Annotated in this window: 19 protein-coding genes and 2 pseudogenes; 12 read left to right on the forward strand and 9 right to left on the reverse strand. The window is 63.9% G+C overall.

From position 1 onward, the window contains the following. Nucleotides 1-121 precede the first annotated feature (121 nt). Entirely contained in the window at nt 122-757 is a 636-nt protein-coding gene (locus DV733_RS09965; RefSeq protein WP_049994834.1) for a hypothetical protein, read from the reverse strand. Nucleotides 758-984: 227 nt separating this feature from the next. Between DV733_RS09965 and DV733_RS09970 the strand changes: the two genes are divergently transcribed. Together DV733_RS09970 and DV733_RS09975 are read left to right on the forward strand one after the other, a co-directional pair. Then, nucleotides 985-1,455: a bifunctional nuclease family protein gene (locus DV733_RS09970; RefSeq protein WP_049994833.1), complete on the forward strand. Its 471-nt coding sequence runs from the start codon at nt 985-987 to the stop codon at nt 1,453-1,455. A gap of 39 nt (nt 1,456-1,494) precedes the next feature. Continuing rightward, a complete protein-coding gene (locus tag DV733_RS09975) occupies nt 1,495-2,169 on the forward strand; it encodes an HAD family hydrolase (RefSeq protein WP_049994832.1) in 675 nt (224 codons plus the stop codon). Nucleotides 2,170-2,196: 27 nt separating this feature from the next. Here the strand turns inward: DV733_RS09975 and carB are convergent, their stop codons facing one another. Beyond that, nucleotides 2,197-5,412: a carbamoyl-phosphate synthase large subunit gene (gene carB, locus DV733_RS09980; RefSeq protein WP_049994831.1), complete on the reverse strand. Its 3,216-nt coding sequence runs from the start codon at nt 5,410-5,412 to the stop codon at nt 2,197-2,199. Nucleotides 5,413-5,573: 161 nt separating this feature from the next. On the opposite strand from carB, the gene DV733_RS17700 reads away from it, so the two are divergent. Together DV733_RS17700 and thiC are read left to right on the forward strand one after the other, a co-directional pair. Continuing rightward, nucleotides 5,574-5,696, forward strand: a complete 123-nt coding sequence (locus tag DV733_RS17700; protein ID WP_237560521.1) for a type II toxin-antitoxin system PrlF family antitoxin — start codon at nt 5,574-5,576, stop codon at nt 5,694-5,696. A gap of 294 nt (nt 5,697-5,990) precedes the next feature. Next, the gene (gene thiC, locus DV733_RS09990; RefSeq protein WP_049994830.1) at nt 5,991-7,439 is read left to right on the forward strand and encodes a phosphomethylpyrimidine synthase ThiC; all 1,449 of its coding nucleotides are present in this window, start codon (nt 5,991-5,993) and stop codon (nt 7,437-7,439) included. A 186-nt stretch (nt 7,440-7,625) separates the two neighbouring features. Here the strand turns inward: thiC and DV733_RS09995 are convergent, their stop codons facing one another. From DV733_RS09995 to DV733_RS10020, 6 genes are all read right to left on the reverse strand, one after another. Further along, a complete protein-coding gene (locus DV733_RS09995) occupies nt 7,626-8,300 on the reverse strand; it encodes a LiaF transmembrane domain-containing protein (RefSeq protein WP_049994829.1) in 675 nt (224 codons plus the stop codon). Between the two features lie 249 nt (nt 8,301-8,549). Further along, nucleotides 8,550-9,140, reverse strand: coding sequence for a DUF7504 family protein (locus DV733_RS10000; protein WP_136342329.1), 591 nt, complete (start codon nt 9,138-9,140; stop codon nt 8,550-8,552). Nucleotides 9,141-9,211: 71 nt separating this feature from the next. Next, a complete protein-coding gene (locus DV733_RS10005) occupies nt 9,212-9,772 on the reverse strand; it encodes a YqaA family protein (RefSeq protein WP_049994827.1) in 561 nt (186 codons plus the stop codon). Between the two features lie 51 nt (nt 9,773-9,823). Then, a complete protein-coding gene (mfnA, locus tag DV733_RS10010; protein WP_049994826.1) occupies nt 9,824-10,879 on the reverse strand; it encodes a tyrosine decarboxylase MfnA in 1,056 nt (351 codons plus the stop codon). A 95-nt stretch (nt 10,880-10,974) separates the two neighbouring features. Beyond that, complete coding sequence (locus DV733_RS10015) at nt 10,975-11,865, reverse strand: PhzF family phenazine biosynthesis protein (protein ID WP_049994825.1); 891 nt, start codon at nt 11,863-11,865, stop codon at nt 10,975-10,977. Nucleotides 11,866-11,904: 39 nt separating this feature from the next. Continuing rightward, a complete protein-coding gene (locus DV733_RS10020) occupies nt 11,905-13,023 on the reverse strand; it encodes an alpha/beta hydrolase family protein (RefSeq protein ID WP_049994824.1) in 1,119 nt (372 codons plus the stop codon). A 124-nt stretch (nt 13,024-13,147) separates the two neighbouring features. On the opposite strand from DV733_RS10020, the gene DV733_RS10025 reads away from it, so the two are divergent. Further along, complete coding sequence (locus tag DV733_RS10025) at nt 13,148-13,873, forward strand: phosphoribosyltransferase (protein WP_049994823.1); 726 nt, start codon at nt 13,148-13,150, stop codon at nt 13,871-13,873. 50 nt (nt 13,874-13,923) lie between these two features. Here the strand turns inward: DV733_RS10025 and DV733_RS10030 are convergent, their stop codons facing one another. Further along, nucleotides 13,924-14,490, reverse strand: coding sequence for an NUDIX hydrolase (locus tag DV733_RS10030; RefSeq protein WP_049994822.1), 567 nt, complete (start codon nt 14,488-14,490; stop codon nt 13,924-13,926). A 184-nt stretch (nt 14,491-14,674) separates the two neighbouring features. On the opposite strand from DV733_RS10030, the pseudogene DV733_RS17540 reads away from it, so the two are divergent. The 7 genes and pseudogenes from DV733_RS17540 to rtcA all read left to right on the forward strand — a co-directional run. Further along, a pseudogene (locus DV733_RS17540) lies at nt 14,675-15,099 on the forward strand (RNA-guided endonuclease InsQ/TnpB family protein); the annotation flags it as partial. 240 nt (nt 15,100-15,339) lie between these two features. After that, nucleotides 15,340-16,596: an RNA-guided endonuclease InsQ/TnpB family protein gene (locus DV733_RS10040; protein ID WP_174876526.1), complete on the forward strand. Its 1,257-nt coding sequence runs from the start codon at nt 15,340-15,342 to the stop codon at nt 16,594-16,596. 111 nt (nt 16,597-16,707) lie between these two features. After that, nucleotides 16,708-17,490 (forward strand): annotated as a pseudogene (locus DV733_RS10045) (RNA-guided endonuclease InsQ/TnpB family protein); the annotation flags it as partial. 218 nt (nt 17,491-17,708) lie between these two features. After that, the gene (locus DV733_RS17125; RefSeq protein ID WP_161569349.1) at nt 17,709-18,443 is read left to right on the forward strand and encodes a DUF5518 domain-containing protein; all 735 of its coding nucleotides are present in this window, start codon (nt 17,709-17,711) and stop codon (nt 18,441-18,443) included. A gap of 116 nt (nt 18,444-18,559) precedes the next feature. Then, nucleotides 18,560-19,540, forward strand: coding sequence for an ABC transporter ATP-binding protein (locus tag DV733_RS10055; protein ID WP_049994818.1), 981 nt, complete (start codon nt 18,560-18,562; stop codon nt 19,538-19,540). Continuing rightward, the gene (locus DV733_RS10060) at nt 19,537-20,370 is read left to right on the forward strand and encodes an ABC transporter permease subunit (protein WP_049994817.1); all 834 of its coding nucleotides are present in this window, start codon (nt 19,537-19,539) and stop codon (nt 20,368-20,370) included. Before DV733_RS10055 ends, DV733_RS10060 begins: the two co-directional genes overlap by 4 nt. A 53-nt stretch (nt 20,371-20,423) precedes the next feature. Further along, entirely contained in the window at nt 20,424-21,443 is a 1,020-nt protein-coding gene (gene rtcA / locus DV733_RS10065) for an RNA 3'-terminal phosphate cyclase (RefSeq protein WP_049994816.1), read from the forward strand. Nucleotides 21,444-21,446: the final 3 nt, after the last annotated feature.

Consider the following 21,446-nt stretch of genomic DNA (forward strand, 5'->3'; position numbering starts at 1 on the left):
GTTACGTGGGGAGGGCCGAAGTGTCGGGAGCACGGAGTGCGTTCAGGGGTTCGGCGGAGGGCCGATAGATCCGGGGAACCCGGTAGAGGGCCGAAGCGTGGGGAGCGTCAGATCGTGGGGATCAGGCCGCAGTCGCGGTCGTCGTGGTTTCGGTGCTGTCGTCGTCCTGTTCGTCGTCACTGTCGTCGTCAGTCGTGGTCTCCTCGTCGCTGTCGTCGGACTGCTCGCTGTCCTCGGCGTCGTCGCTGTCTTCAGTGTCGTCTTGCTCGTCGGTGTCGCTGTCTTCAGTGTCGTCTTGCTCGTCGGCGTCACCGTCTTCACTGCTTTCACTCTCTTCGTCGCTGTCCTCGGGCGTGATGTCGGCGATGGCGTCGCCGAGGCTGCCGTCGAGTTCACCGTCGAGGAACTGGTTGATTGTCTGGTGGATCTCGGTCACGAAGTCCGGGACCTGTTCGGGCATGTCCGTGGGCGGGCCACGGCGGTCGCTGTCAGGGCCTTTCTCGGCAGGCGGGCCAGCGTGAGCGGGCGGTCCCTGAGTTTCGTTGTCGTCAGTTTCGTTTTCCATCACGGCATCCGGAGTCTCGCCGGGCTCGTCGGCATCGCTCTCGTTGTAGCGATCGTCGGCTGCCGTCTCGTTCGCGTGATCGTTCGCCTGTGTCGGTGCGTCCGTGGGTGCGTTGCCTGGCAGGGCTGCCGCCGTTCCGCCGGCGACGAGCGTCACTGCGAGCAACACGCCTATGATCTTGGTGAGTTTCATTGGGTCGCTGCCTCCAGGCCAGGCTATGCAGAGACACCCACATTAACCGGGAACTCGCCGAAGCCGGTTCGACCTCGATTGGCTCCGATTGGCTCGATTTCCACGCTGAAACCGGGTTAAGCGACGATGGATATATGTAGGGGGAACGAATCCCAGGCCACGTCGCGATCGAACTGGCTCCGCTGCGCGCCCGAGTACTTTTGAGCGTTCCCGTTCAATCAGGCGGTATGGAACACGAGGCCACAGTCGAAGGTGTGGGTGTCGGCGTCGGCGACGGCGGTACGGGTGCGCCAGTCGTCCTCCTGCGGGTGCGAGAGGAGCTCGTGCCGATCTTCGTCAGCGCCGACCAGGCCCAGTCGATGCAACTGGCGATCGACGAGGCCCCGTTCGAGCGTCCGCTGACCCACGATCTCCTCATCGAGATGGTCTCGGAGTTCGGCGCGGCGATCGACCGGGTTCGGATCGACGATCTGGCCGACGGGACCTTCTACGCCAAGATCGACGCCGAACAGTACAACGGCGGCGAGCGCAAAGACGCCGTCTTCGACGCCCGCCCCTCCGACGGGATCGCGATCGCGCTCCGGGTCGACTGTCCGATCATCGTCACCGATACGGTCGTCGACGAGGCCGGCCAGCCGCCCGAGGCCTTCGAGGTCGACGCCGACGACCCGGAGGATCTCGGCGACTTCGATTTCTGACCGCAATCGTCACGGCGCTGGGGCGCCTTCTCTCACGTGATGTACGACGCGGTCGTCTTCGACAACGACGGGGTCTTGCTGGAACTCACCGAGCTGGAACCACACTACGACGGTGCTCGGGAAGCTTTCGCCGCCGTCGGGATCGAGGAGCCTGCCGACAGCGACGTCGAGGCGATGAGCATCGGCGTGACGCCGGCGAAACTCGATGACGTCTGCCAGCGCTACGATCTCGATCCAGCCACCTTCTGGCGCGAGCGCGACCGGGCAATCGCACAGCGCCAGCACGAGGAGATGCGCGCCGGGCGAAAGCGTCCCTACGACGATATCAACCACCTCGACGCTCTGGAGTGTCCGCTCGGGGTCGTCAGTTCCAACCAGGACGCGACCGTCGACTTCGCCTTCGAGCACTTCGGCCTCGACCACCACTTCGAGACGGTCTACGGCCGCCCACCGACGGTCGAGAGTCTCCACCGGAAGAAACCTGAACCCTACTATCTCGAACGGGCGCTCTCGGATCTGGGGACTCGCGAGGCGCTGTACGTCGGCGACAGCGAGACCGACGTCGAGGCCGCCCACGCCGCCGGGATCGATTCGGCGTTCGTCCGGCGACCGCACCGTGACGACACCGAGCTGTCGGTGAGTCCCGACTACGAGATCACGGGCCTGGACGAGGTTGTCGATCTGACGACTGCGGGGCGGGCGAGCGACGATTGAAGTTGGCGAAAAAACAGCGGTCGGTGGCTACTTGCCCCACTGACGCTGGTCTTTGGGTCGGTCACCGATAGCCTGGACGTTCAGCGGCTGGTCGGCGCTGTTGATTGCTTCCAGAGCCGCTTCGGCACTTTCCAGCGTCGAGAAGTAGGTAATCGTCTCCTCGACACAGGCTTCGAGGATGTCGCGTTCCCGGGAGACCACGAGGTCGATCTCGCCGTTCTGAATCGCATCGACGATCTCCTCGGTGTCCTCGAAGTCCTCCAGGTCGACGGTCTCGAAGTGCTCCTCGAAGCCGATCACGGGCAGGTCGACTAAGGCTGTGCCTTCCAGGGGAATCGCCTTGCCGACGGCCATCTGGGCCTTCTGGTAGGCCTTGCCGAAGCTCCCGGCGGTGCCCATGACCTCACCAGTCGACTTCATCTCGGGGCCGAGACGCGGATCACTCCCCGGCAGGCGGTCGAACGGCAGGACGACCTCCTTGATCGAGACCTGATCCGGGATCTGTTCCTGGACGTCGAGTTCCTCCAGGGACACGCCGGCCATGACCTGGGCGGCGAGTTTCGCGATCGGGACACCCGTCGTCTTCGAGATGAACGGCACGGTGCGCGAGGAGCGCGGATTGGCTTCGAGCACGTAGACCTCGCCATCGCGAACTGCCAACTGGACGTTCAGCAGGCCGACCGTGTCTAGCGCCTGCGCGATGTCCTCGGTCACCTCGCGGATGCGGGGCATGACGTCTTTGATCTCCTGAGAGCGCGGCGGGATCATACACGCCGAGTCGCCGGAGTGCACACCGGCAGTTTCGACGTGTTCCATGACGCCGCCGATCAGTACGTCCTCGCCGTCGGCGACGGCGTCGACGTCGAGCTCGACGGCGTCGGCGAGGAAGTCGTCGATGAGGATCGGCTTGTCCGGGCTCACTCGTACTGCTTCCTCGATGTAGGTCTTGAGGTCCTCGTCGTTGTAGACGATGTCCATCGCGCGGCCACCCAGGACGTAGCTCGGGCGGACCAGCACGGGATAGCCGATCTCCTGGGCCAGTTCGAGGGCCTCTTCCTCGCTGGTGGCGGAGCCACCCTCGGCCTGGGCGATGCCCAGGTCGTCCATCAGGCGGTTGAAGCGGTCTCGGTCCTCGGCGAGATCCATCGCGTCCACGGACGTACCCATGATTTCACAATCGAGATCCCGGCGCTGTAGCTCCTGTTCGAGCGGGTGGCCGATGTCGACGGAGGTCTGGCCACCGAACTGGACCATCACGCCGTCGGCGTCGGTCGCTTCGATCACGTCGGCGACTTCCTCGGCCGTGACGGGCTCGAAGAACAGCCCGTCGGAGGTGTCGTAGTCCGTCGAGACGGTTTCGGGATTGTTGTTGACGACGTGGGCTTCGATACCCATCTCGCGCAGCGCGCGGACGGCGTGGACCGAACAGTAGTCGAACTCGACGCCCTGGCCGATGCGGATCGGACCGCCGCCGACTACGACGACGCTCTCGACGTCGCGATCGACGAGTAGTTCGTCTCGATCCATCACCGAGTGGGGGTCGCGCGAGGAGTAGTAGTACGGCGTCGTCGCCTTGAACTCGCCCGCACAGGTGTCGACCAGCTTGAAGTCCCGATCGGTCGTCTCGGCGGCGACGGTCTCGACCGTCACGGTGTCCGGAATCGTGGCTCCTCCATCCGCAGCCGCTTCGACTTCCTCGTCGTCGCCGTCTTCGACGTCGGCGGGCAGCCAGGAGTGGTGCGTGTCGTTGAACTCGCCGCCGGCGATGGCGGTGATCTCCTGGTCGGTGAACCCGGCCTGGCCGGCGATCTCGAAGTCGCCATTTTGTGCGGCCTCGGCGGCGTCGGCGACCTGCTCGAAGCGTTCGAGGTACCACTCACGAATTTCGGTCAGGTCGTTGATCTCCGAGACCGTGTAGCCGCGAGAGAACGCCTCGAAGATGGCGTAGGGACGGTCGGGACGTGGCGTCTCCAGATACTCGGCTTCGAGTTCCTCGTCGCCGATGTCTTCCCAGTCGACCGCCGGGTTGTACTCGCTGGAGCGCAGGGCCTTCAGTAGGCTCTCGGGAAAGGTCCGGCCGATGGACATCGCTTCACCAGTCGATTTCATCGCGGGGCCGAGTTCGAAGTCGACGTCGCGGAACTTGTCGACGGGCCAGCGCGGCACCTTCGTGACGATGTAGTCGATCGCGGGCTCGAAGGCGGCGGTGGTCTGGCCGGTGATTTCGTTTTCGATCTCGTGGAGGCGCTTGCCCATCGCGACCTTGGCGGTCACGCGGGCGATCGGGTAGCCAGTCGCTTTCGAGGCCAGCGCGGAAGAGCGCGACACCCGAGGATTGACCTCGACCACCCTGTATTCGCCGCCGGGCGTGCCGTCGTCGCGCCAGGCGTGCTGGATGTTACAGCCGCCCTCGATCCCCAACTCTCGGATGACCTTCAGCGCGGAGTCGCGCATCTCCTGGTGGCCCTCGTCGGGGATGACTTGGGAGGGCGTGACGACGGTGGATTCGCCGGTGTGGATGCCCATCGGGTCGAGGTTCTCCATGTTGCAGATGATGATACAGGAGTCGTCGGCGTCGCGCATGACCTCGTATTCGAGTTCGACCCACCCGTCGATGGACTCGGTGATCATCACTTCGTTGTTCCGCGAGAGGCGCAGCCCCTTGCGGACGGCCTCTTTGAGTTCGTCCATGTCGTCGATGACGCCCGACCCCGCGCCACCCAGCGTGTAGGTCGTGCGCATGATGACCGGCAGCCCCCCCACCTGTTCGACGGCGTCCTCGACCTCGTCCATGGCCTCGATGGTGATCGACTCGGGGACCGGCTCGTCGATCTTCTCCATGCGGTCGCGGAACTGCTCGCGGTCCTCGGTCGCGTAGATCGTGTCGAGGGGCGTGCCCATGACCTCGACGTCGTGCTCTTCGAGGACGCCTTCCTCGGCGAGTTCGGCGGTGACGTTCAGGCCAGTCTGCCCACCCAGCCCGGCGATAACGCCGTCGGGCTGCTCTTTCCTGATGATCTCGGAGATCGCTTCCGTGTTGATGGGTTCGAGGTAGACCTTGTCGGCCATCTCCGGATCGGTCATGATGGTCGCCGGGTTCGAGTTCACGAGGACGACCCGCGCACCCTCCTCCTGGAGCGCGCGACACGCCTGTGCGCCGGAATAGTCGAACTCCGCGGCCTGTCCGATCTGGATCGGCCCACTCCCGATGAGCAGGATTGTGCGGTCTTCGTCGTCTGTCATTGTGCTTCCCGAGTCCGCACATCGTAATAAGCCCGGCGAAGTGTTACGATACTCGTAACCGAATTTCGGAAATCGTAATGTGAACGGGTGGCACGGCCGTGGTCGTCCGTACTGTGAAAGGTTACCACAACCGCGACAACCTACCGTACGTGTGATCTCACGTGAGATTTATCGACGATCCAGTCAATCGTGCGATCACGACGACCAGAGAGTCGACGGTCACGGATTACGGGAAAACGACGATCCCCGCGGAGATCCGTGACGCTCTCGATATCGATCCCTGAGACAAGATCAGATGGACGATCACCGATAATGGGGGCCTGTCGGTCGCGGTCATCAAACAGGAGACCGGAGTTTTCGAGGACTTCGAGCCGGTGTCGCTCGGCGGCGACGGCACTGAGGCCCACAATACGACCGGGGCCGAGCGGTAACCGTTCTTGAGGTATTCGGCGATTGAACGCTGCTGTCGATCCGTTCGATTCGGACTGATGGTGTTTTTCGACGCAATTGCGCCACTTCTGTTGTCGATCGACTGATCCGCGACGGGTTTATTACCTAGTGATATTACTAGGTTATCGATGTCAGCGACCCAGATCCAGCGCGCACGCGACGGCGAGATCACCGCGGAGATGGAGCGCGTCGCCGAGCGCGAGAACCGCAATCGTGAGTTCGTCCGTGAGCAAGTCGCGGCAGGCCAGGCCGTCATCCCGGCCAATCACGGCCACGAGTCGCTCGATCCGATGATCATCGGCCGAGCGTTTTCGACGAAGGTCAACGCCAATATCGGCAACAGCGAGGAGACCAGCGACATCGAGGGCGAACTCGAGAAGCTCCACACGGCGGTCCACTACGGTGCGGACACGGTGATGGACCTCTCGACGGGGAGCGACCTCGACGCGATCCGCGAGGCCAACGTGGAACATTCACCTGTGCCCGTCGGCACCGTCCCGATTTACGAGGTCGTCAAGCGGGCGGGTAGTGCCGCGGATATCACCCACGAACTCCTGCTGGACGTGATCGAGAAACAGGCCGAGCAGGGGGTCGATTACATGACGATTCACGCGGGCGTGCGTATGGAGCACCTTCCGCTGACGGACAGCCGCAAGACGGGGATCGTCTCCCGCGGCGGGTCGATCCTCGCCCAGTGGATCGAGGAGAACGGCATGGAGAACCCCCTCTACACGAAATTCGAAGAGATCTGCGAAATCTTCGCTGAGCACGACGTGACGTTCTCGCTGGGTGACGGTCTGCGTCCGGGGAGTCTGGCCGACGCCAGCGACGAGGCCCAGTTCGCGGAACTCGAAACCCTGGGGGAACTCACTCGAACCGCGTGGGACCACGGCGTGCAGGTCATGGTCGAGGGGCCGGGCCACGTCCCGATGGACGAGATTCGGGACAACGTCGAGAAGCAACAGGAGGTCTGTGACGGTGCGCCGTTCTACGTGCTCGGGCCGCTCGTGACGGACGTCGCGCCGGGCTACGATCACATCACCAGCGCCATCGGTGCGACTGAAGCCGGCCGCGCGGGTGCGGCGATGCTGTGTTACGTCACCCCCAAAGAACATCTCGGGCTCCCCGAACAGGAGGATGTCAGGGATGGGCTGGCGGCCTACCGGATCGCCGCCCACGCCGCCGACGTGGCCAACGACCTTCCAGGGGCTCGGGACTGGGACGACGCGCTCTCGGAAGCGCGGTACGCTTTCGACTGGACCGAGCAGTTCGACCTGGCACTCGACCCCGAACGCGCGAAATCGTTCCACGACCAGACGCTGCCCGGTGACAACTACAAGGAGGCCCGTTTCTGCTCGATGTGCGGGGTCGATTTCTGTTCGATGCGGATCGACCAGGACGCCAGAGACGTCGCGGACGGTGAGATGGACGTGATCGACGAGGAGACCGATCTCACGAACTCGTCCGCTGCCGAAGTGAATTTGCCGCCCGTCGGCACTCACGACACGAGTGGTGTCCCCGAGACGATCGAGATCGACGGCGTGACGTTTACGCCCGAGCGACACGCAGACGACTAGCGTGTCGACGGCCGGTTCGCGAGCGCTCTCGTGCGCGAGTAGTCCAGCCGGGAGAAGCAGTGTCGACGGCCGGTTCGTGAGCGCTCTCGTGCGCGAGTAGTCCAGCCGGGAGAAGCAGTGTCGACGGCCGGCACGGCCGCGCGTTGATGCGCGGCCAGCTCAGCCGGGAGACGTGAATTGTCTTCGTCAGTCTTCGATCGCGACGCCACCGAAGGCGGCGAAGCCTGTGACCACGAGATCGACGTGCTCGTGTTCGTCCTCGCTACGGGCCCGGTCGTCGCTGGCCCCGCCGAAGATCGGGAGCACGTCCAGTTGGACATTCCATTCCCGTGGAGCGACGATTTCGACGCCGCCGAACAGTGCCGTCGTGGAGACGTGGACTGGATGATCTTCGGGGTCAGCGTCGCGGAGATCGAGCGACGCGCCGCCGAACAGCGCGGTCAGATCAGCGCCGGTGAACGCGCCCGACGCGCGTTTTTCGGAGCCGCCGAAGATCCCCAGTGCACTGACGTAGGTTCCTTCGACGCTCTTGGCGCGCGAACGGTACTGACCCAGGATGATCGAGAGCCCGAGCAGGACGATCAACAGCGGCCAGAACTGGACGACCTCCTCGGCAGTGAGGTATTCCAGGGCCACGAGTTGCCAGGCACCGGCGACGCCGACGATGATCAACGGGCCGATCACGTTCCGGAACCCGCTCGCGACGAAGGCGTACACCCCCAGCAGAATGAACAGCGACGGCACGTACGTCCAGAAGACGTCCACGTCCGCGTATCCCGTCGTCTCTGTCAGGAGGACGATCCCGACGACGACGACCAGCGCTCCGAGGACGACCTGTGATGGGAGTCGGCGAGTTTGCATACTTACACCGACGCGCGCTGTTATGATAAATATATGTTAGCGAGTGAGACAGTATCTCGCCAGGTGGGTTCTTCGCCGCCACAGGCCACTGTGGCGGCGTGGAGATGGGCCATATGTCGCCGCGGCGAAGGCCGAACTCGTCTGCCGGATCGCCCGCCGGGCATTCCTCGAAGTCGTGCCACTGGGAACGCAGTTCAGAGCGATCAGCAACCTCGTGAACGTGGTCACCGGCTCGGCCCCGGCGTCGTGTTAATCCTCGATCGTCCACTCTCGATCCCGGCGACACAGAATCCCGTCGAACAGCGATTCGAGCGTCGTGACGGTCTCCTCGTCGACGGCGTCGGGATCGAGGTGGGCGTGGACGTGCCCCTCGGTCGATTCGAGCCGGCTGATGGTCACCTGCAAGAACTTGAACGCCGTCTCGGGATCGACGTACTGGACGAGCGTGGTGAGCGATCCCAGGCAGACGTGTAGTGGTTCCTCGTCGACGCGATCGATCGCGTTGGCAACGTCGATCCCGATCCCCGTCAAGTTCGACGCCGATTCGCGCTCGACGACGACATCCGATCCGAGGGACGCCGGCCGGCTCTGTCTGTGGTCGTCCTCACAGAGATCGAGGATCGTTAGCGACTCACAATCGCTGTCGGCGTGCTCGCGGACGTGTTCGGTGACGACGCGCGGCCGGCGGTTGTACGCGAACACGAGCAGGGAGGGTGGCGCATCGCTTGTTCCGTCGAGCAGCGTGCTACAGGCGGCTTCGCGGTCGGCGTCGAGCGGATCGGCGAACACCAGCAGCGGGGAACACTTGCTGGCGCGTCGTCCGGGACGTTGTGCTAACATGCCACTCGATATGTGTTACCTCTTCCAGGATCCAGATTAATCCTTCGGAATCGGACGTGAAAGAACCACTCCTAGAACACGGTCGCGGCCCCGAAGACGCCGACGAGCGTGACCACTAGCCGGCCAACGCTGCCGACGAACGTCGCTGCGGCGAAGCGATAGTAGTCCTCTTCGAGGACCGAGAACGCGTAGATCGAGATCGTGTCGGGGAAGAAGGGGACACAGAGCGCGAGCGCGAGCCCCACGTAGCCGAATCGCTGGGCGAGCTGGACGGTCTTCTTCTCGGACCACGCGATGATGTCGAATCGTGACTGTCTGACGAAGCGAATGACCGGGCCGGACTGTTTGGCCTCCTGGCCGATGTGGAACGCGAAGACGCTGCCCGCGGCTTTGCCGATGCCGCTGACGAGGATAATGAGCACCAGCGTCACCTCCGTCGAGAAGCCGAGCCGCATCTGGCTCGCTGGCGCGAGGACGACCTCGCTCGGGAGGGGGAGGACGAACGCGATCAGAAACGAGTAGATCCCGATGATACCGAGGCCGAGCGGTCCCGTCGCCGTCTCGACGGCGTCTTTGAGCGTGGCGAACAGACCTTCGAGGAAGCCACCCGAGAGGACCAGTTCGATGGGCACTACCTATCTCTGGGTCAGACGGGGTCCTAAAGCTTCATATTTCGGTTGCGATCAGTACCAGTCCAGATCGGCGACGAACGAACGCAACATCGACCGGGTGACGTGGGGCATACAGACCACGCGCAATTCCCCGGCCTCGGTCTTGGCGACGCGCCAGCCCCGCTCTCGCAACTCCTCGACCAGCGCCACGGAGACGTCGGCCGCGACCAGCGGTAATTCGGGTTCGACGACGTCGTAGCCGCGTTCGCGGAGTTCGGCCGCCAGCCACTCGGCGTTGTCCATCGATCGGTGGTACTGCTCGCGATAGCCCTCGGGCCACAGCGCCTCCATCGCGGCGACGGCGCTGGCGACGCCGGCACCCGAGCGCGTCCCGGTCAGGGTCACCTGTTTCGTCGATTCGAGATACGGCGTGTCGATCGCGAGTTCGTCCAGCAACTCGGGCGAGCGAGCCAGGAGGCCGCCCGCCGGGACCGCGGCCTGGCCGACCTTGTGCGGGTCGATCGTCATGGTGTCGACCGCGGCGTGGCCGAAGTGCCACCGGTGGTCGCTAAAGGGCAGGTAAAAACCGCCCCAGGCGGCGTCGACGTGGAAGAGTGCATCGACGCTGTGGGCCACCTCGGCGAGTTCGGGAATTGGGTCGACGTAGCCGTACTCGGTCGTCCCGGCCACGCCGGCCACGAGGACGGTATCGGCATCGACCAGCTCCGCCATGACGTCGGGGTCGGCCCGGTAGTCGCTGGGCGGTGCGGTCCGGAGTTCGACGCCCAGGACGTCTGCGGCTTTCCAGAAGCTGAAGTGGCCGTGAGTCGGGACGACGACGTTCGGGTCGTCGGTGTCGGCGCGATTGCGGGCGATCCGGACCGCCTGGATGTTGGCCTCCGTGCCGCCGCTGGTGACGTAGCCTGCCGGGTCCGGCAGGCCCGTGACCGTCCCGAGCATCTCGACGGCCTCGCGTTCGAGGTCGGCGACCTCCTGGTAGGTCGCGGGGTCGCCGGGATTGGTCGCGAGGAAGCGCTCGGCTGCCTGGCGGGCCATCGGATGTGGTTCGGTGCACATCGAAGAGAGAACCCGATCGAAGTCCTGTGGCGCCGGCTCGACCCGCTGCATGCTGAAGAAGTATTGGGCGTTCTCCCGTTTAGGGATTGCGCTATCAACTGTTTTCCATCGAACGACCGTTGCAAACCGTCCGTGGCTCGCGCCGTTCAGGCTTCGAGAATCTCGTCGTCGTCGCTCTCGGGCACGACGATCGACCCCGAAAGCGTCGTGACTGCACGCCCGCCGACCTTGACCTCGGCTCCGACGCTCACCGACACCGTCCCCGGCCGGTCGAGAAAGTGCCCCTGTTCGAACGTCATCGCCGCGGTATCCTCGAGCGCGCCCTGGTGGTCGAGATACGCGCCGACTGCACCGCTGGCCGTTCCGGTCACGGGGTCCTCGTCGACCCCCGCGCCGGGCGCGAACATCCGGCCGTGCAGCGTCGAGTCGCCCGCGAGCGTGTCGAACGTGAACGCGTAGATCCCGGTCGCGCCGTGCTCGTCACAGAGGGCTTCGATCGCCCGGAAGTCAGGATCCAGTGAGGAGAGATCCGAGAAGTACTCGATGGGGACTGCGAGGAAGGGTAGGCCGGTCGAGGTCCAGGCGATCGGCAGGCCGACGGCGCTGATCGAGTCGGGATCGACGCCCAGGGCCTCGGCGACGCGCCCGAGGTCGACGTCGAGTTCGCGCACTCGGGGCGCGTTCTGGGTCATCCAGACCATCCCGTCCTCGGAGATCGAGATGTCGAGCACGCCGGCCTCGGTCTCCATGGTGTGCTGGCCCGATTCGATCACTCCCTGCTCGAAAAGCAGCGCGTGGCTGGCGATGGTCGCGTGGCCACAGAGGTCGACTTCTGTCTCGGGTGTGAAATACCTGATCTGGCGGTCGGCTTCGTCGCTCGACCGGACGAACGCGGTCTCGCTCGCGCCGAGTTCGTTCGCCAGCGCTTGCATCTGTTCGGCGTCCAGCCCGTCGGCGTCGGGGACGACACCGGCGGGATTGCCACAGGTCGGCTCGTCGGTGAACGCGTCGACGAGATAGGCGTCTCGGGTGTCCATACCGCCTGCTGGGTGGGCCTGGTGGTTAACGGTTTGGCGTCACGCCGCTTCGACGACGCCTTCGATCCAGTCCGCGAGGTCTGCGATCAGGCTCTCTGCCACGAATCCGTCTTCCGGCTGTCCGCCGGTTTCCAGCGCCCCGGCACCGTCCACGAAGTAGTGGTTCAACCCCGGGTAGGTGTGGATCCTCACGTCCGTCCGGTCACCGAGGGTGTCGCGCCAGCGCGACAGGTCGTCTGCCACCGTGACCTGTCTGTCGCGTTCGCCCTGGGCGAGCAGTATCGGTGTCTCGATCGCCGTCGCCGTCTCGACCTGGTCGTACTCGGCGAGGCTGCGCCAGAACGGCTCCCCGCCGCCTGCCAGGACTTCCTCGTCGCCGATATCGGCAGTTCGGAGTCGCTCGGCCAGCGCTCGTGTCTGTTCGAGTCGTCGTCGCTCGGCGTCGGTGAGTTCCCCGTCGCGTTCGAGTGCGTAGCGGGTCTGGTCGACGATCAGGTCCGGGAGCGGCCGGGCGTTGGCCGCGAGCAGAGCGATCCCGGCCAGGCCGCCGTCCCGACTGGCGACCCGTGGTGCGAGCGCACCGCCGAGACTGTGGCCGACCACGACGATGTCCTCGCGATCGACGCGGGGCTGCTCGCGCAGGCGCGAGACAGCTGTCAGGACGTCCTCGGTCACGACGTCGTCGATGGTGAACGCCGTCGGGTCGATCGACTGCTGGCAGGCGAACGTCCGCTTGTCGTACCGCAGGACGGCGATACCCCGACTCGCGAGTCCGACTGCGAGGTCGCGATACGGTTGTAGCGGTCCCACCGTCCCGTCACGGTCGTTCGGCCCGGACCCGTGGACGATGACGACGCCGGGAACCGCTCCGTCCCCCTCCGGGAGCGTCAGCGTCGCTCCCAGCGAACACTCCTCGGTCGCCTCCAGAGATAGCGACTCCTCGGTGTAGGCCGCGCGGTCGGCGTAGCTCGGCAGGTCACCGCCCCGGGTGTCTGTCTCCGGCCGGTCCGTCGTCCCGTCGGTCGTCGGTTCGGAGACTCCGGGCGTGGTCGTGACAGCGGGGGTTTCGGTCGGCGATTCGCTACTGCTACAGCCCGCCACTGTCAGTACCGTCGTGGTGGCGAGGGCCGTGAGGTAAGTGCGTCGTGTCGGGGACATCACGGTTTCGAGTACGGGCGCCCGATTTAAACAGGGGCGGCCCGACTTTCCGGGCCTGAAACTCGGTCGAATCCGCCCCCTTCTTGGCCGCGCGGCTCGAATCGCCGGGTGGTGACCACCGCGAATGAGTGACTTGCCCGAGGAGTTCCCCTGTACGATCACGAACTGGGAGTACATCTACGGCCTCACCCGGAACGTCAGCGACCAGGTGAAAGCCGCCGAGTTCGAGCCGGACGTCGTCGTCGCGCTGGCCCGGGGCGGCTGGTTCGCCGGCCGCTGTCTCTGTGACTTTCTCGGCCTGAACGATCTGACGAGCCTGAAGATCGAACACTACGTCGGCGCCGCCCAGGCCACCGGCACGCCCGAGATTCGCTACCCCATGCCGGAGGGTTCCGTCGAGGACAAAGACGTCCTGATCGTCGACGACATCGCCGACACGGGCAAGTCGATGGCTCACGCCAAGGAGTACGTCGAGGAGCGCGACCCCAACGAAGTGCGGACGGCGACGATCCAGTTGATGGGCGAGAAGAGCGAGTTCGAACCCGACTTCGTCGGCGAGCGCCTCGAAGAGTGGACCTGGGTCGTCTACCCCTGGAACTTCGTCGAGGACATGGTCGAGTTGATCGCTGGCGTCATGGAGAAATCCGAGCGCGAGATCTTCGATCGAACCGCCATCCGTGCAGCTATGCGGTCGTTCCACAACGTCGAACGCATCGAGATGGAGATCGCCCAGCCCAACCGGCTGGACGAGGTCCTCGCGGAGATGGAACGCCGGGACGTGATCGTGCCGGTCGGTGTTCCCGCCACCGAGGCCAGTCCCGGTGACGGCGAGTGGCAGCTGGTCGAGTAACTGCTGTCACGAACGTCTCGGACCGACTGGTCGTTCTGTTCGACGTCTCCCTACTCTTCGAAGTCCCGTCGCATCGCAATCTCGAACCAGGGACAGAGCCGCAGTTGCCGGTAGTATTCGGGGTTGTCGTGCAGTCGCCGGTAGGGAACCCACATCAGTCCGTCGACTTCCTCGGGGTTGGGGTCCAGCGACGTATCCGTCAGCGTGGCCTGCAGGACCGCACAGACCTCGTATTCGACGCCCGCGTTCTCGAAGTAGCGCTTGTACTCGAAGCGATCCGTGACGCGGAGGTTCTCGTACTGGTCGGGCGTCACTCCCAGCTCTTCTTCGAGGCGCTCGCGCGTGGCCTCGACCTGCGTCTGGCCGGCCCGGGGGTGAGAGGCGACGGTGCCGTCCCAGAAGGTGTCCCACAGACGCTTGGTGGCAGCCCGCTGAGCCAGCAGGATGTTGCCCTCACCGTCGAACAGCAGCGCGGTGAACGCGCGATGGCGGACCCCGTCGCCCGTGTGGGCGTCGAGTCGATTCACGAGTCCTTGCTCGTTGTCGTCGGCGTCGACTGCGATGACGTCCTGCTCGGCGTTCTTGTGATTCGTGTCCGCGTCGGCGTCAGCACTCATTAGCTATCACGTCGGAAGGGTGGTTCAAAAGAATACCGAGGTGGATTCCCCGCCCTTCCGAAAACCGTCGGTTTTCGGCTTTCGCAAACCTTCGATTTGCGTCAACACCGTGGGCGGGGTTGAAGCCGACGCGCTGTGACACAAATCACTTGCTATTAAGTACTTCTCTTGTTTATTGAAGGGTGTGGAAGACGATGAGTATCTGAGACGTACAGCGATTACCCGCCCTACCCTCACTGACAAGCAACAGGAGTTGCTTGACGCGACAATCGGCGAGTGGAAGACTGCCTGCAACATCAGTAGCCGAATCGGATGGGACCACGAGGAAACGCGGAAAACCTATCTCCAGGACCTCGCATACGATGACGTGCGCGAGGAGACATATCTCGGGAGTCAGCACGTCATTCTCGCCACCCACCAAGCCGCAGCCGCGCTTTCGGGTGTCGATGAAATCGAAGATCTAGACGAACACTACAAAACATCCCGACCAACGTTCACCAGCAACACGGTAAAATACGACACGCGGACGATGACGGCTCAGTATCACTGTCCACTGTCGATGGCCGGATTCGATGTGGCCTGAACCTCCCGGACGAAGAAGATGGCTATCTTGATTCAGCGAGAGAATCCCGCCCTTCCCGTGAGTGACGAGCGTTCCGACGCTTAGTCGGAACCGAGGACCGAACAGGGGCATGGCAAGACCGGAGGTCTTGCTGCACCCGAAAATCTTCGATTTTCGAGGACGGGAGTGAATCGCGTACGCTCCGACACCCAACCGACAGTGTTTCTCCCGGCAGGATATTTCAGCCGACCCGAAAGAGTAAGTCATTGTGCTGTCATAGGCTATGTATAGTGAATCTGGTCACGACACGTACCATTACAGCGGCACTCACCAACGACCGTGAGGGTGTCGTGTGCGACCTTGATTCGCTCGCTCGTTCCGGCAGTAAAATCTGGAACGTTGCGCGGTGGACTGCTGGCCACATCTGGGACGAAACCGGGGAAATACCCGATGAAGGACCGCTCAAGTCCTACATGAAGAACCAACCGTGCTGGAAAGATTTGAACGCCCAATCAAGTCAGGCAATCATAGAAGAATTGGCTGGCGCTTTCCAGTCCTGGTTCGAACAAGACAACTCGGACGCCAACCCACCGGGCTACCGCAAACACGGTGACGAACGGCCACGCTCGACAATCACGTTCAAAGAAGACGGCTTCAAACTCGATACAAACCACCAGCAGGTCCGACTGTCGAAAGGCAAGAACCTGAAAGACGGGTGGAGCGACTTCGTTCTTTGCGAATACGATACCGGTCCAGACGCAGACCTGACTGCTGTCGAAGACGTCCAACAGGTCCGCATCGTCTGGAACGGTGAGCAGTGGGAACTGCACTTCGTCTGCAAAGTCGCCATCGACGCCGCTGACGCGTCTGGCGAGAAGACGGCTGGTGTTGACCTCGGCATCTGTAACACGGCGGCTGTCTCTGTCGGTAACGAGACGCTGTTGTATCCGGGCAACGCCCTGAAAGAAGACGCGCACTACTTCCGACAGGAAGAATACGACACGGAAGGTGAAAACGGTCCCAGTACCCACGCTGAGTGGGCACGCCAGAAGAAATCACGGCGGCAGACCCACTTCCTGCACGCACTCTCGAAAGACATCGTAGAGCAATGTGCAGACCGTGGCGTGGAGACGATAGCAGTTGGACATCCGAAGGACATCCGTGCGAATGCAGACTGGGGGCGGCACGGGAACAAGCGTCTGCACGACTGGGCGTTTGACACCGTACTGAGTCACATCGAGTACAAGGCCGAGGAACGTGGTATCGAGGTACAGCGAGTCGATGAGTACGAGTTGGCCACGTCAATAACCTGCTGTGCGTGCGGGATGAAAGCCGAGTCGAGCCGTGTCGAGCGTGGCTTGTACGTGTGTGAGAGCTGCGAACTGGTCGCTAATAGCGACCTGAATGCGGCGGAGAATATGCGTGCGACGGTAACTCCGAATCCCTCACGGGATAGGAGTAACGGCTGTCTGGCCCAGCCATCGGTGCGCCTGTTCGACAAATCCACGGGGCGAGTCGCCCCACAAGAACAGGTCTGCCCGTAGACCAGCAAATATCCCAACGCTTGCGGTGCGGTTCGGGAAGCCTCGCCGTCGTCGGGCTACGCCCGACTGCCTGAGGGATCTTCGATCCCTCTCCGTTCACGGCGAGGAGGAGGTCACCAGCACGCCTACCTCGAAGACGACGACTGGGAGATGACAGAATCCACGCTCTCGAAGCGTGACGGGGAGTACTATTTGCATCTCGGTTTCAGAAAGGACAAACCGCCGAAGCAGGTTGCGGTGCAAGATGACGACGAGGACAGGACAGTTCTCGGCGTTGATCTCGGCATCGTCAACATCGCCACCACCAGTACAGCGTACTTCGCCTCCGGTAGAGAACTCCGGCACCAGCATCGAGAGTTCGAGCGGATTCGCGGCGAACTTCAGCAGACGGGGACACAGTCGGCCCATCGAACTATGCAGCAGATGGGTGGCCGAGAGTCACGGTACGTCCGCGATCAACTGCATCAGGTTGCGAACCAGATTCTCGAAGAAGCACTCGACCATGACTGTGAGTACATCGCGTTCGAGAATCTGAAACATATCCGAGAGCGCGCGCCGCCCGTCAAAGAGTTCCACCAGTGGGCACACCGTCAACTCGTTGACCTCGTCGAGTATAAGGCCGAGGCCGAAGGCATCTGTGTGGAGTTTGTGTCACCTCGAAATACGTCGCGGCGGTGCCCTGAGTGCGGGCATACGAGTGAGGGGAACCGTGTACGGCAGGCCGAGTTCGAGTGTGAATCGTGCGGTGCGACGCAGAACGCGGATTACGTGGGTGCGAAGAATGTCGGATGGCGGTTTGTCCGCCGGGGCCTACAGTCGTCTCGGCGGACGGGTGACAGTCAACTCGCCCTGAAGTCAGGAACAGTGACGTCCTCAGGTTTCGTAGAAACCTGATGTGCGAACGAGACGCGACGCGTCTCGTCAACGCCGAATCGGGGATTTGTCCCGTCCGACTGAGTGTTGGCAGAGGCCGAGTTCACTGACAAGTCCCGCGCACCCGTGCGCGGGATAGTTGACACAGTCTTCGACTTTGTGTGTCCTTCCGTCGCCTGTCCCGTGCCAGAATGTGTCAGTACTACTTTATCTATTCGCTCTGCGTATATCTAAGTGAGATGACACTGACATCGAACGATGGAGCGGCTGTACAGCCGGAGCGAACGCCCGAACCACTCGGTCGGATCGTCGACTGGCTGGTGACGGCAGTGCTCGTCCTCGGCGGTCTTGCCGTCACGGCTATCGGGATCGCCGTCTACAGCGCCGCCGACCGCGCGTGGATCGCCGAACTCGTCGCAGACGGGACGATACAGTCGGCCGACCTGACCAACGCCGAACTGATAGACGTCACTTACGGGCTGGCCTGGTGGGGGGGACTCGGTCTGCTCGTCACTGGCGGCTTGCTGGTCGTCGCTGGTATCGCGTTCCTGGCGTACCGGCGTCGCTCGCGCGCACGCCGCGAAGCACAGGGAATCACCGGCCCGGACACCACGGCAAACGCCATCATCGGCGCTGTCGTGACTGGCGTCACGTCGTTCGTGCCGTTCTCGCCGGTCCTAGGCGGCGTGGTCTCGGGCTACCTCCAGGGTGGCGACCGCGCCGAGGGCGCACGCGTCGGGGCCTACGCCGGCATCGTCGCCGCCGCGCCACTGGCCGTGCTGTTCGGCTTCCTCGCGGTCGCGTTTGCGGTCGTCGCGACCGAACTGAGTCTCGCCGGCCCGATGGCCATCGGCGTCGCCGGCCTGTTCGTCGGCTTCCTCGTCGCCGTCGGCTATCTGGTCGCGCTCAGCGCTCTCGGTGGCTACCTCGGCATCGTCATCGGCGAACGTCGCGACGCCGACTCGACGGCCTGATCGGCGTTTCGATCGATCACGACACTCCCTATTCCCCCGTCTGAGGATTTCTCGACGGTGATCTGTGCTATGATTCCTCAGTACGCGTTTATATTCTAACACGTCGTAGTTTGCGTATGGCTTCAGCTATCGAACTCACAGGCCTGACCAAACACTTCGGCGAGGTGGTCGCACTGGAGGATGTCGATCTCACCGTCGAAGAAGGGGAAATCTTCGGCTTTCTCGGGCCCAACGGGGCGGGGAAATCGACGACGATCGACACCTTGCTGGACTTTATCCGTCCGACCAGTGGCTCTGCCCGGGTTCTCGGACTGGACGCGCAGCGAGACAGTCTAGAGATCCGGCGCCGAACTGGTGTCCTCCCGGACGCCTACCAGGTGTACGACCGGCTGACCGGCCGCCAGCACGTCCAGTTCGCCATCGACTCCAAAGGGACCGACGACGATCCGCTGGCCCTGTTGGAGCGGGTCGGTATCGCCGACGCCGCCGACCGGAGAGCGGGCGGCTACTCCAAGGGGATGCGCCAGCGACTCGTCCTCGCGATGGCGCTGGTCGGCGCCCCCGAGATCCTGATCCTCGACGAGCCTTCGACCGGCCTCGACCCCAACGGGGCTCGTGAGATGCGCCAACTCATCCGTGCGGAGAACGAACGCGGTGCGACCGTGTTCTTCTCGTCGCACATCCTCGAACAGGTCGAAGCGATCTGTGATCGCGTCGCGATCCTCAACAAGGGCCGGATCGTCACCGTCGACACCATCGAGGGGCTGCGCGACACCGCCGGCACGGCGACGCAACTCTCGATCAGAGTCGACGCAGTGCCCGAGGGAGCGATCGAAGCGATCGAGGTCCTCGACGGTGTCCAGAGCGTGAACGCTTCCGGGACGACCGTCATCGTCCGCATCGAAGACGGATCGAAGACCGCGATCCTCGACGTCCTCGAATCCGCGGGCGCAGAAGTACTCGACTTCTCGACCGCCGAGACCTCCCTCGAAGAGCTGTTCGCGCAGTTCACGACCGACTCACAGCGCAACCGGCCCTCGGAGGCTGACGCACTGGCGTCGGAGACCGAGGCCGAACCCGCGGAGGTGGCCCGATGACCTGGGCCGTCGTCGCGCGCAAGGACTTCAACGACGCCCGCCGCTCGCGCTCGCTGTGGGGACTGTCGGCGGCGTTCCTCGTGCTGGCGTTGCTGTTCGCCGGGCTCTACGCGTTCGTCCCCGAGGTCACTGCCGACGAGGAGATGTCTACGGTCGGACTGATGACGTTCCTCGCGGCCCCGATCGCGTTGTTCGTCGCCGTCGCGTCGCTGGTCGTCGCGTACAAGTCGGTCGCCGGTGAAGCCGAGTCCGGCTCGGGCAAGCTCCTGTTGGGTCTGCCCCACACCCGCCGCGACGTCGTCCTCGGGAAGGTCGTCGGCCGCTCGCTCGTCCTCGCGGTCCCAGTCCTCGTCGGGCTGGTCGCGATGCTCGCGATCGTCTTCGTGGGCGAAGTGACCTTCTCGGCCGCCGACTACGTCCTGTTCGGGCTGGTGACGATGCTGTTCGTTCTGGTCTACATGGCGTTCTTCGTCGGCATTTCCGCGAGCACGACCTCGACCGCCAGAGCGGCCACGCTCAGCGTGCTCGCGCTGGTGATCCTGGAGTTCGCCTGGGACGTCGTCCCGATCGGTGCCTGGTTCGTCGCCAACGGCTTCGTGGTTCCGCCGGGGCTGTTCAGCGGTGCCGCGATGCCCGACTGGGTCGCGTTCCTCGCGAATATGCCGCCCAGTTCGGCCTATCTCAACAGCGTCGGTGGCGTCCTCACCGGCTCGATGAGCGGGGCCGGCCCGTGGTATCTCTCGCAGTGGTTCAGCCTGGTCGTCCTCGCCGTCTGGGGGATCGTCCCACTCGTCGTCGGCTACCTGCGCTACAACCGCGCGGATCTCTGATCGCTCGTTTTCGCCAGCGAACCCTTTCCTGACTGGCATCTGTAGCACTCGACATGCGCACCATCGACGGCTCGGACGGTGGCGGCCAACTCCTTCGGACGGCGCTGACGCTCTCGGTGCTCACCGAGGCCCCGGTCCGGATCGAGTCAATCCGCGGCTCCAGACCCGACCCCGGGCTTCGCCCACAGCACTTGGCGGCGGTCGAACTCGCCGCCGACTACTGTGACGCGACCGTCGAGGGCGACGTGATCGACTCGGAGACCGTCACGTTTCGGCCGGGGGAGGCGCGCGAACCGACGCTCGACGCGTCGATCCCGACTGCCGGAAGCGTGACGCTGTTGCTCGATACGGTGTTGCCGTTCGCACTCGACAGCGAGGAGCCGATCACAGTCGCGGTGACTGGCGGGACCGACGTGAAGTGGTCGCCGCCGGCCGCGTCCCTTCAGCGGGTCAAACTCCCGCTGCTCGCTCGGTTCGGTCTCGACGCCGAAGTGGAACTCGAACGGACGGGCTTCTACCCTGCCGGTGGCGGCAAGGTAACACTTCGCTGTCGCTCCTCCTCGTTGTCGCCGATCGAACTTGACGATCGGGGGGCGTTCGAAGACGTCTGGATTCACTCGAAGGCCTCAGAGGATCTTGCCGACCGAGACGTGGCCGATCGCCAAGCTGAACAGGCCCGACAGCGGCTCCACGCTGCCGGAATCACGATGCGAGAGCCGACCGTCGAGTACGTCGAGACCCGCTCGACCGGCTCCGTGATCCTTCTTCGAGCCGAGTACGAGCGATCGCTGGCGGGGTTCGACGAACTGGGCGAACCCGGCCGAACCGCAGAAGCCGTCGCCGATCGCGCTGTCGACGCTTTCAGGGCGTTTCACTATACCGACGCAGCAGTCGACGAACACGTGGCCGACCAGTTGCTAGTCTTTCTCGCGCTCGTGGGTGGCCGGGTCCGGATACCGGGCGTGACCGACCACGTCGAGACGACGCTCGCGCTCCTCGATCGCTTCGACTGTGACGTTCGGATCGACGATCGAGACGACACGTCGGCTTCGATCGTCGCTTCCCCACTGTAGCCC

It is taken from the genome of Halapricum salinum (assembly GCF_004799665.1).
Classification (GTDB): domain Archaea; phylum Halobacteriota; class Halobacteria; order Halobacteriales; family Haloarculaceae; genus Halapricum; species Halapricum salinum.

Excerpts from the sequence above, each read along its gene's own strand:
- DV733_RS09995 (WP_049994829.1), bottom strand. The coding sequence starts at position 8,300 with ATGCAAACTCGCCGACTCCCATCACAGGTCGTCCTCGGAGCGCTGGTC.
- DV733_RS10055 (WP_049994818.1), top strand. The coding sequence starts at position 18,560 with ATGGCTTCAGCTATCGAACTCACAGGCCTGACCAAACACTTCGGCGAG.
- DV733_RS10060 (WP_049994817.1), top strand. The coding sequence starts at position 19,537 with ATGACCTGGGCCGTCGTCGCGCGCAAGGACTTCAACGACGCCCGCCGC.
- mfnA (WP_049994826.1), bottom strand. The coding sequence starts at position 10,879 with ATGCAGCGGGTCGAGCCGGCGCCACAGGACTTCGATCGGGTTCTCTCT.
- DV733_RS10030 (WP_049994822.1), bottom strand. The coding sequence starts at position 14,490 with ATGAGTGCTGACGCCGACGCGGACACGAATCACAAGAACGCCGAGCAG.
- DV733_RS10020 (WP_049994824.1), bottom strand. The coding sequence starts at position 13,023 with ATGTCCCCGACACGACGCACTTACCTCACGGCCCTCGCCACCACGACG.
- DV733_RS09970 (WP_049994833.1), top strand. The coding sequence starts at position 985 with ATGGAACACGAGGCCACAGTCGAAGGTGTGGGTGTCGGCGTCGGCGAC.
- DV733_RS17125 (WP_161569349.1), top strand. The coding sequence starts at position 17,709 with ATGACACTGACATCGAACGATGGAGCGGCTGTACAGCCGGAGCGAACG.
- DV733_RS10015 (WP_049994825.1), bottom strand. The coding sequence starts at position 11,865 with ATGGACACCCGAGACGCCTATCTCGTCGACGCGTTCACCGACGAGCCG.
- carB (WP_049994831.1), bottom strand. The coding sequence starts at position 5,412 with ATGACAGACGACGAAGACCGCACAATCCTGCTCATCGGGAGTGGGCCG.
- DV733_RS10025 (WP_049994823.1), top strand. The coding sequence starts at position 13,148 with ATGAGTGACTTGCCCGAGGAGTTCCCCTGTACGATCACGAACTGGGAG.
- DV733_RS09965 (WP_049994834.1), bottom strand. The coding sequence starts at position 757 with ATGAAACTCACCAAGATCATAGGCGTGTTGCTCGCAGTGACGCTCGTC.
- DV733_RS09975 (WP_049994832.1), top strand. The coding sequence starts at position 1,495 with ATGTACGACGCGGTCGTCTTCGACAACGACGGGGTCTTGCTGGAACTC.
- thiC (WP_049994830.1), top strand. The coding sequence starts at position 5,991 with ATGTCAGCGACCCAGATCCAGCGCGCACGCGACGGCGAGATCACCGCG.
- DV733_RS10000 (WP_136342329.1), bottom strand. The coding sequence starts at position 9,140 with ATGTTAGCACAACGTCCCGGACGACGCGCCAGCAAGTGTTCCCCGCTG.
- rtcA (WP_049994816.1), top strand. The coding sequence starts at position 20,424 with ATGCGCACCATCGACGGCTCGGACGGTGGCGGCCAACTCCTTCGGACG.